Source organism: Shewanella sp. M-Br, assembly GCF_036245925.1.
GTDB lineage: Bacteria > Pseudomonadota > Gammaproteobacteria > Enterobacterales > Shewanellaceae > Shewanella > Shewanella oncorhynchi.
This window is the reverse complement of record NZ_BJBV01000038.1, coordinates 21,213-29,240: the sequence shown is the minus strand read 5'-3', so window position 1 is coordinate 29,240 and position 8,028 is coordinate 21,213. Positions and strand designations below refer to the sequence as shown.

Genomic DNA, 8,028 nt, shown 5'->3' with positions numbered 1-8,028 from the left:
TGTTTTGCTTTTCTAAATAAACTGATGTGCGGGCAAAAGCTGTGCTCACTTCGATGTAATTGCAGTCGGTCGGCAATTTCTTGCGTCTGTTTAGCTAATTGCACTAACGGAGGCTCAATATCATCGCCTTTCAAGCAACATACTTGCGCATTAGGCCATACATCGAGCTGGTTAAGCCGAACGCTAAATCTTGGCTTCACTAAGCGGTCAACCGCATCAAGGAGGGCGATTTTTTGCTCGTTGTTAGCTTGACCCATAAAGCAGAGCGTTAAATGCAGATTGCTGACACTCACCGCTTTCGCCTCAGGATTAAGGTGGCATATCAATTGCTGCTGCAATTCACTTAGATATACCCTTTGACTATCTGTGGGAGCGAAGCCGAGGAATAGCCTTTGTTGCATCGGTTTATCATCCTTTTGGAGGGCTTAATATGGATTATCTTAGCGAGCACTTTGACGTTAAGCGCATTTGAGCGTTAATCTAGCTGTTGAATTTATCAGCTAATTTGTGACTCAAGCAGACGTTTAATTCACTGTGAGCCTATACTCAATGTACGTCGATAATACCTTAAATGGATTTTTAGGTAAGGAAGAGACTTTTCATGTCAGTAGGTTTAGCTAATCCACTCCAACAGGCTTTGGTCAGTATTTTTAGTGAATCCCCGCTAGAAACCTTAGAGCAGAATGTTGACAGAGCGCTTGAGACTATTACTTTGCAACTGCATTGTGACGGGGTATTTGTATTAACCGGAAGCCAGTCACTGGATCGTTTACGCACGCGTAATCTGTATTTAAAACCTCAATTTGCTAAAGGCCAGCAAACTCGAGTTTGGCCCTTAGCGCGCATGCCATTCTTTCGCTCACTCGTTCGCACCCCAAGACTATTAAATCTGCCCGATGTGAACACCTTACCCGCCGATGCACAGGCCGAGCGAACGCTATTAAGGGATTGGGACGTCAAGAGTCTATTAGTATTGCCGCCAGTCGTGTTTGGCGAAACCCGTATTGCCTTGGGGGCAGTCAATTGCTCAGAATGTTGTGAATGGAGCGAAGAGTTTATAAGTGAGTTTAATCACGCCGCTGTGATGATTGGCTCTGCGATGGAATTGACGCGTATTGCTTTGAGCATGCTTGCCAGTGAACATAAATACTGTGAAGTATTCAACCAGTTGCCCTTAGCTTGCGCCTTGTTAGATAAGCATGATCAATTGACTATGCTGAATAAAGTCGCTCTGCAAACCCTGCCAATTCAACATGGCTATGATTTATTCGACATGGTGCGTGAGGAAGAGCACGCCATGCTAACCGATACCTTACATGTGGTACGAGAAGGTGTGCTCGGTCAAGCTTGGTGTGAATTACCTTTAAAATCAATTCATCAATTAACTTGGTTAAAACTGAGTTTTAGCCAGATTAGCGGCGATAAAGATACTTTAGTCATGATTGCCGAAGATGTCAGTGAAAAGTACCGCTTAGCCGATGAGTTATCCTTCCATGCCAATTATGATGCACTTACGGGTTTACCTAATCGGCTACATTTCGAAGCCCTATTAGAAAACCTACTACATGCCCATGACGATATGCCTATTTGCGTGGCGTTTCTCGATTTAGACCAATTCCAAGTCATTAACAATATCAGTGGCCATCAGGCGGGCGATAAGCTGCTTTGCCAAGTCGCATTACGTTTGAAACAGCTCGTACGTAAAGGCGATATAGTTGCCCGTTTAGGGGGCGATGAGTTTGGTATCCTGATGCATTACTGCAATGTGGACTCTGCGAAACAGATTGCTAAGCGGATTTGTACCCAGTTAGCAAATCATGAGTTTATTTGGGAAAGTCGTAGTCACAATGTCAGTGTTAGTATGGGAATTGCTAGGCTAGATAAAAAATCCGCCGATATTTATACCGTCATGAGTCAAGCTGACGCTGCTTGTCGATTAGCGAAGGATCAAGGCCGAAATGGCTGGCATTTATACAGTGCGAGCGATCCTAAAATGAACCGTCTCTACACCGAGATGATGGCCTCTGTAGATATCGTCGGCGCACTCGCGTTAAACCAATTCGAGCTTTATTTTCAAAGCATAGTGCCGTTAAACCGCGAGGAAACTGGCTTACATTTAGAGATCCTACTGCGTATGGTGCAGACTAACGGCACTATAGTGTCTCCAGCTATCTTCTTACCCGCCGCCGAGCGATACAACTTGGCTTCTAAGGTTGATCTCTGGGTGATCGATAATTTGCTCAAGTGGGGTGGTAGTCATTTAGATATTTGGCAGCAACTGGATCTTGTGTCTGTGAATCTGTCGGCAACCTCTTTGGGCGATCATGAGTTTATGAATTGGCTAGAAATGCGTTTGATGGCCGAACCTGAGCTGGTGGATAAGCTTTGCATCGAGATCACAGAAACCGCGGCTGTGAGTCAGCTCGATCAAGCCACAAAGTTACTCGAGATACTTCGTCCGCTCAATTGTAAATTAGCCCTCGATGATTTTGGTGCAGGCTTTTCTAGCTTTGCTTACCTTAAGCGCCTCAATGTGGATTTTGTAAAGGTTGATGGCCAATTTGTCGTCAATATTTGCGAAGACTCTGCGGATCAGGCGATCGTAAAATCCATCTGCCAACTTGGTCAAGATATGGGGTTTGATGTGGTTGCTGAATTTGTCGAATCCCAAGAAATAGGGTGGAAATTGCAAGCCTTAGGCGTCGACTATGCTCAAGGTTACGCCATCAATAAACCGATACGCTTAGCTGAACTACAGTCAGGGCTCAGTCAACCTTGGCTCGAAAAGCGTGAGATTTTTGCTCCCTATCCACAGCTGTAATCTTGGGCATGGCAGTCTTGAGCTGTTACTTATGTCAGCACTGACTTGATAATGTTTGCTGCGAAATGGTACTCAAAGCCGATTGTTAGTACACTGACGCTCTGTGTTGGCCGCTGATGTCTTTTTCTTGAACTCTCTACCTATTCATAGCTTATTAGCACCGCTGCGCGCGGCTTTTTCTCGTCACGCTCAAGTGATCCTCGAGGCACCGACAGGTGCGGGTAAATCAACGGCGTTACCTTTGGCTATGTTGGATTGGCCAGAAATCAGCGGACGCATTTTAATGCTCGAACCGCGGCGTGTCGCGGCGCGTAGTGTGGCGCACTATATTGCCAGCTGTCGCCAGCAAAAGGTGGGGCAAGAAGTCGGCTATCGCGTCCGCGGTGAAGCTAAAATCAGCGCTAATACCCGTTTAGAAATTGTCACCGAAGGCATACTGACGCGAATGATCCAACAAGATCCCGAGTTAACTGGGATTGGAATGATCATCTTCGATGAAATTCATGAACGTCACCTCACCACTGATTTAGGTCTTGCCCTAGCGCTCGAAGTGCAAGCTTCACTGCGGGACGATTTAAAGATATTAGCTATGTCAGCGACTTTATCAGGTCTTGCCTTAGCTGAACTCATGCCAGAAGCGGTGACCTTGCACAGCGAAGGCCGGAGTTTTCCTGTCGACATCGAATATCGCCCTGTGCCAACTCAGCAGCATTGGATCGATCACCTCGGCCGCTGCGTGCTCGAACTGGTCTCGGCCAGCAGCAGTGCCGGTGTTGATAAAACTGCTGCCAATAATGCCGTGCTCGTGTTTTTACCCGGTAAAGGGGAGATCTTACGATTACAGCAGTTTTTGCGTGAGCGCTTAGCGGACGATGCCTTTTTGATTTGCCCTCTTTATGGTGAACTTTCAGGTGCCGAGCAAGATAGCGCGATCGCTGCAACTATAGATGGCAGGCGCAAAATTGTGCTAGCCACTAACGTGGCGGAATCGAGTTTAACTATTGAAGAAATAGGGTTTGTCATCGACAGTGGCTATAAACGACAAGCGAGTTTTAACCCTAAAACCGGTGTCACCCGCTTAGGCTTGAAACGTATAAGCCAAGCCTCCGCAACTCAGCGTAGTGGTCGCGCCGGGCGTTTATCAGCGGGTGTGTGCGTTCGCCTGTGGAGCCAAGAAGAACATGGCCGCATGCTCAGGGCCGATGAACCCGAGATCAGCCAAGCGGATCTGGTGGCTATGGCCCACGATTGTGCTTACTGGGGCGCAAAATCCTTTAGCGACTTGATGTTGTTAACGCCGCCACCTAGTGTGCATGAGGCGCTGGCGTGGAAACTGTTACAAGATTTAGGCATGGTCGATACTCAAAATAAACTCACTCCCCATGGTAAAGCGGCCTACGAGCTAGGGTGTCACCCAAGGCTTGCTCATATGTTATTGGGCGCAAAAAGTTTGGGCGCAAACAATGGGGGAGTCAATAATGCTAACGAACAAGCAACGCAATTGGGCAGTTTGGCCTGCTTGTTGTCGGGGGTTTTAGAGGCGCGCGGTTTGCCTAAAAAGGGCGCCGATATCATGAATTACCTGCACTTTGCCTGTCATGGACAAGCTGGGCAACAGGCAAAACAGTGGCAGAAAAAGCTAGGATTAGCGGCGGATTTGTCTAAGATAGCGACCCATGCACACCACAGCGATGTGGGGTTGTTATTAGCACTTGCGTATCCGGATCGTATTGCTAAAGCTCGCGGTGTTGAGGGCTACCAATTAGCCAATGGTACTGGCGTCGTGCTCGCAGCCGATGATGCATTGGCGCAAACGCCGTGGATGGTGGTGGCGGATTTTCAAGAAACTGAAGGCAGAAACGCTGGGCGGATTTACTTAGCGAGTCAGCTTCAGCCAAGCTTGTTCGACCGCGAGCTAAAAGGTTTACTGGATATTCATGAGATCTGTGGCTGGGATGAAGCTAAAGGTCGAGTGATTACGCAGCGCCAATACAAGGTCGGACAAATTTTAGTAAAAACCGAGATGATTGCTAAGCCTGAACGTAAGCAAATTGTCGCGGCCTTACTGGGCTATATTCGCCAGCAAGGATTACAAATCCTCAATTGGAACGCTAACTTAGAACAGTTTCAACACAGGATCAAACTGGCAACTGAGTTCGACGTGGGCAGTGACTGGCCCAAGGTTGATGATGAAGCATTATTAGCGAGCCTAGAAACTTGGCTGGCGCCTTACCTCGAAAATGTGAATAATCTGCAGCAATTAGTTAAGCTCGATTGCTTTGGTTTTGTGGCAAACTGTTTGAGCTGGCAGCAGAAACATCGACTTGACGAGTTATTGCCAACTTCCTGGCCGTTAGTCACCGGTACCTCTGCGCCAATAGCATATGACGAGTCTGGGCGTGCGCTACTGCGTGTACGTCTGCAAGAAACCTTTGGCATGGCGCAGAGTCCTATGTTGGCGCAGGGCAAACTAAAGGTGACGATGGAATTACTCTCTCCGGCCCAGCGTCCATTAGCCTTGACGGCAGATTTAGCCAGCTTTTGGCAGGGACCTTATGGGGAAGTTAAGAAGGAAATGCGCGGTCGATATCCAAAACATCTGTGGCCAGACGATCCTGTGAATACACTGCCGACAAAATTTACCAAGAAGAAAACCTTGGGTTTAGCTCAGCCCTAGCAAGCACAACGCCGCTGGTTTTATAACATTTTGTTATGAAGCACTTTGATTCGCACCACGTTAGCTTTGTGCCTATGGCTGATGTCTTTAAATGCATGAATGATGAAGTAGATATGACAACTAAGACGACAAAAAAATCACCCGCTTCCCGTCGGGCTAATCATGGCCGCGGTTTATTTCGACGAATTTGGTCTATCAGTTGGAAATTAGGCATGGCTGGATTAGCTGTAGTGACTTTTTACAGCATTTATCTTGATCAAATTATTGCGCAAAAATTTGAAGGCCAAAAATGGCATTTGCCAGCACAGGTGTTTAGTCGTTCTATGGCGCTGTATCCCGGTGCGGCAGTCAGCCATCCGCAAATGATGGCTGAGCTTAAGTTGCTCGGCTATCGCAAAGTCGCTAACCCGCGCCAAGTGGGAGAGTTTTCGGCATCGAGCACTCGTATTGAATTGTGGCGTCGACCGTTTTTGCATCCAGAAGGCGATCAAGTCGAACAAAGAGTCATGATCAGTTTCGACAGCAATGGCATCAGTTCGGTCACTCGAGTCTCAGACAAGCGTCAACTCGCCGTATTCCACCTTGAGCCAGTATTGCTCGACCGCATTATTACTGGCGACGGTGAAGACAGGCTGTTCGTGCCGACCGAAGAAATGCCAAAGTCAATCGTGCAGGCGTTACTGCTGGTGGAAGATCGTAGTTTTTATGAACACCATGGTGTGAATCCATTCGCGATTGCGCGCGCGGCTTTTGTGAACATCAGCGCCGGTCGCACTGTGCAAGGTGGCTCGACGTTAACTCAGCAGTTAGCGAAAAACTTTTTCCTTTCGAGTGAGCGTTCCTTGCTGCGTAAGGTGCGCGAAGCCTTAATGGCGGTCATTATTGATTTTCGTTACAGCAAAGACGAAATCCTCGAAGCGTATCTTAACGAAGTGTATATGGGGCAGGATAAATCCCGTGCCGTCCATGGTATGGGGTTGGCCTCACGTTTCTATTTCGGCCGTCCTATCAGTGAGTTGACTATCTCCCAGCAGGCATTCTTAGTGGCTGCGATTAAGGGACCGTCTTACTACAATCCATGGAAATATCCGGATCGTATTCAAGAACGCCGTGATCTGGTATTGCGCTTGTTAATGGATGCGGGGGATTTAACCACGGCTGAGTACAAGGTGGCGGTAGAGTCACCCTTAGGGATCCGTAATCTCAATAAACCAGCACATCAAAAATTGCCGTCCTTCTTCGCCTTGGTAAAACAGGAAGTGAACGAGCGTTATGGCGATGCGCTATTAAAGCAATCTGGGGTGAAAATCTATACCACGCTTGATCCTATGGCCCAAGAAGCCGCCGAAATTGCGGTGACTCAAACCCTCAAAAGCTTAGATAAGAGCAATAAATCATTGCAGATTGGTATGGTCGTGACCGACAAATACACGGGCGGTATCGCGGCTATGGTTGGCGATAAAACCCCGGGATTTGATGGCTTTAACCGCGCGGTTGAAATTCGTCGTCCTATTGGTTCGTTAATTAAGCCTTTTGTGTATGCTACGGCTCTGGCACCTAATAGCCAATTTACCTTAGCGACACCTCTTAAAGATCAACCTATTACCTTAAAAAGCGAGCAAGGTAAGACATGGTCACCACAAAATTTTGATAAGAAGTTCAGTGGTCAGGTGCCTTTGTTAACGGCATTGAAAAAGTCGATGAACGTACCGACGGTAAATCTTGGAATTGCTGTGGGTGTGGATGCGGTCGCAACAACATTGGCTAAATCGGGTTGGCAGGAGCCGTTAAACGAGTATCCCTCCATGTTACTCGGCGCCGTCAATGGCTCGCCATTAATGGTAGCGCAAGTGTACCAAACCTTAGCTGATAGCGGTGTTTACCGTAAGTTAACCACAGTGACCGCTGTGCTAGATTCAGATAAGAACCCATTGCCAGTGACGCGATTGCCTAAAGAGCAAGCTATAGCACCTGAGACAGATTTCTTAATTCAATTTGCTATGCAGCAAGTGGTGAATACGGGAACGGCGACGCGTTTAGGTAATGCTTTCCCTGGCGTTGGACTGGCGGGTAAGACTGGCACCAGTAACGACAGCCGCGACTCTTGGTTTGCGGGCTTTGATGAGCGTAATGTCGCCGCCATTTGGGTTGGTCGTGACGATAACGGCAAAACCAGTTTGTATGGTAGCAGTGGCGCCATGGCCGTGTATCTTGCCTTCTTAAAGGAACGTCCACCTATTAGTCTGCGCTCAATCCCAGTGAACGGCGTAGTGAAGGGCTTTTTTGACCGAGATACAGGTGTGGCTAAGGAATCCACTTGCAGCAATGTTGATGCGCTTCCTGCATTAGCTGCGACCTATCGTCCTGTGAATAACTGCGGCGACCCTTTGCAGTGGTGGCAGAAAATTTTCTAGGTTAATAGGGTCGATAATGGGCCAATAACGCACTTATGCGTTGGATATAAAACCTTTTAGTCAGTAGAACCTGTGCCGATGGAAGTGGTGTGATCGAGGGCAAACTCGGGGCGCCA

The 8,028-nt window shown here is 47.8% G+C and carries 4 protein-coding genes; 3 read left to right on the top strand and 1 reads right to left on the bottom strand.

Translation table 11 applies throughout. The features are described from left to right. The coding region (gene thpR / locus AAA952_RS21705) for an RNA 2',3'-cyclic phosphodiesterase (RefSeq protein WP_338259545.1) at positions 1 to 401 on the bottom strand (401 nt) is incomplete at its 3' end. A gap of 200 nt (positions 402 to 601) precedes the next feature. Between thpR and AAA952_RS21700 the strand changes: the two genes are divergently transcribed. The 3 genes from AAA952_RS21700 (at position 602) to mrcB (ending at position 7,912) form a co-directional block, all read left to right on the top strand. Continuing rightward, a complete protein-coding gene (locus AAA952_RS21700; protein ID WP_338259543.1) occupies positions 602 to 2,821 on the top strand; it encodes a putative bifunctional diguanylate cyclase/phosphodiesterase in 2,220 nt (739 codons plus the stop codon). A 103-nt stretch (positions 2,822 to 2,924) separates the two neighbouring features. Next, complete coding sequence (gene hrpB, locus AAA952_RS21695) at positions 2,925 to 5,498, top strand: ATP-dependent helicase HrpB (protein WP_338259542.1); 2,574 nt, start codon at positions 2,925 to 2,927, stop codon at positions 5,496 to 5,498. Between the two features lie 95 nt (positions 5,499 to 5,593). Then, positions 5,594 to 7,912: a penicillin-binding protein 1B gene (gene mrcB / locus AAA952_RS21690; protein WP_263175304.1), complete on the top strand. Its 2,319-nt coding sequence runs from the start codon at positions 5,594 to 5,596 to the stop codon at positions 7,910 to 7,912. Positions 7,913 to 8,028 lie beyond the last annotated feature (116 nt).

What these genes read in the sequence shown, in the direction of transcription:
- AAA952_RS21700 (WP_338259543.1), top strand. Translation starts at nt 602, where the DNA reads ATGTCAGTAGGTTTAGCTAATCCACTCCAACAGGCTTTGGTCAGTATT.
- mrcB (WP_263175304.1), top strand. Translation starts at nt 5,594, where the DNA reads ATGAATGATGAAGTAGATATGACAACTAAGACGACAAAAAAATCACCC.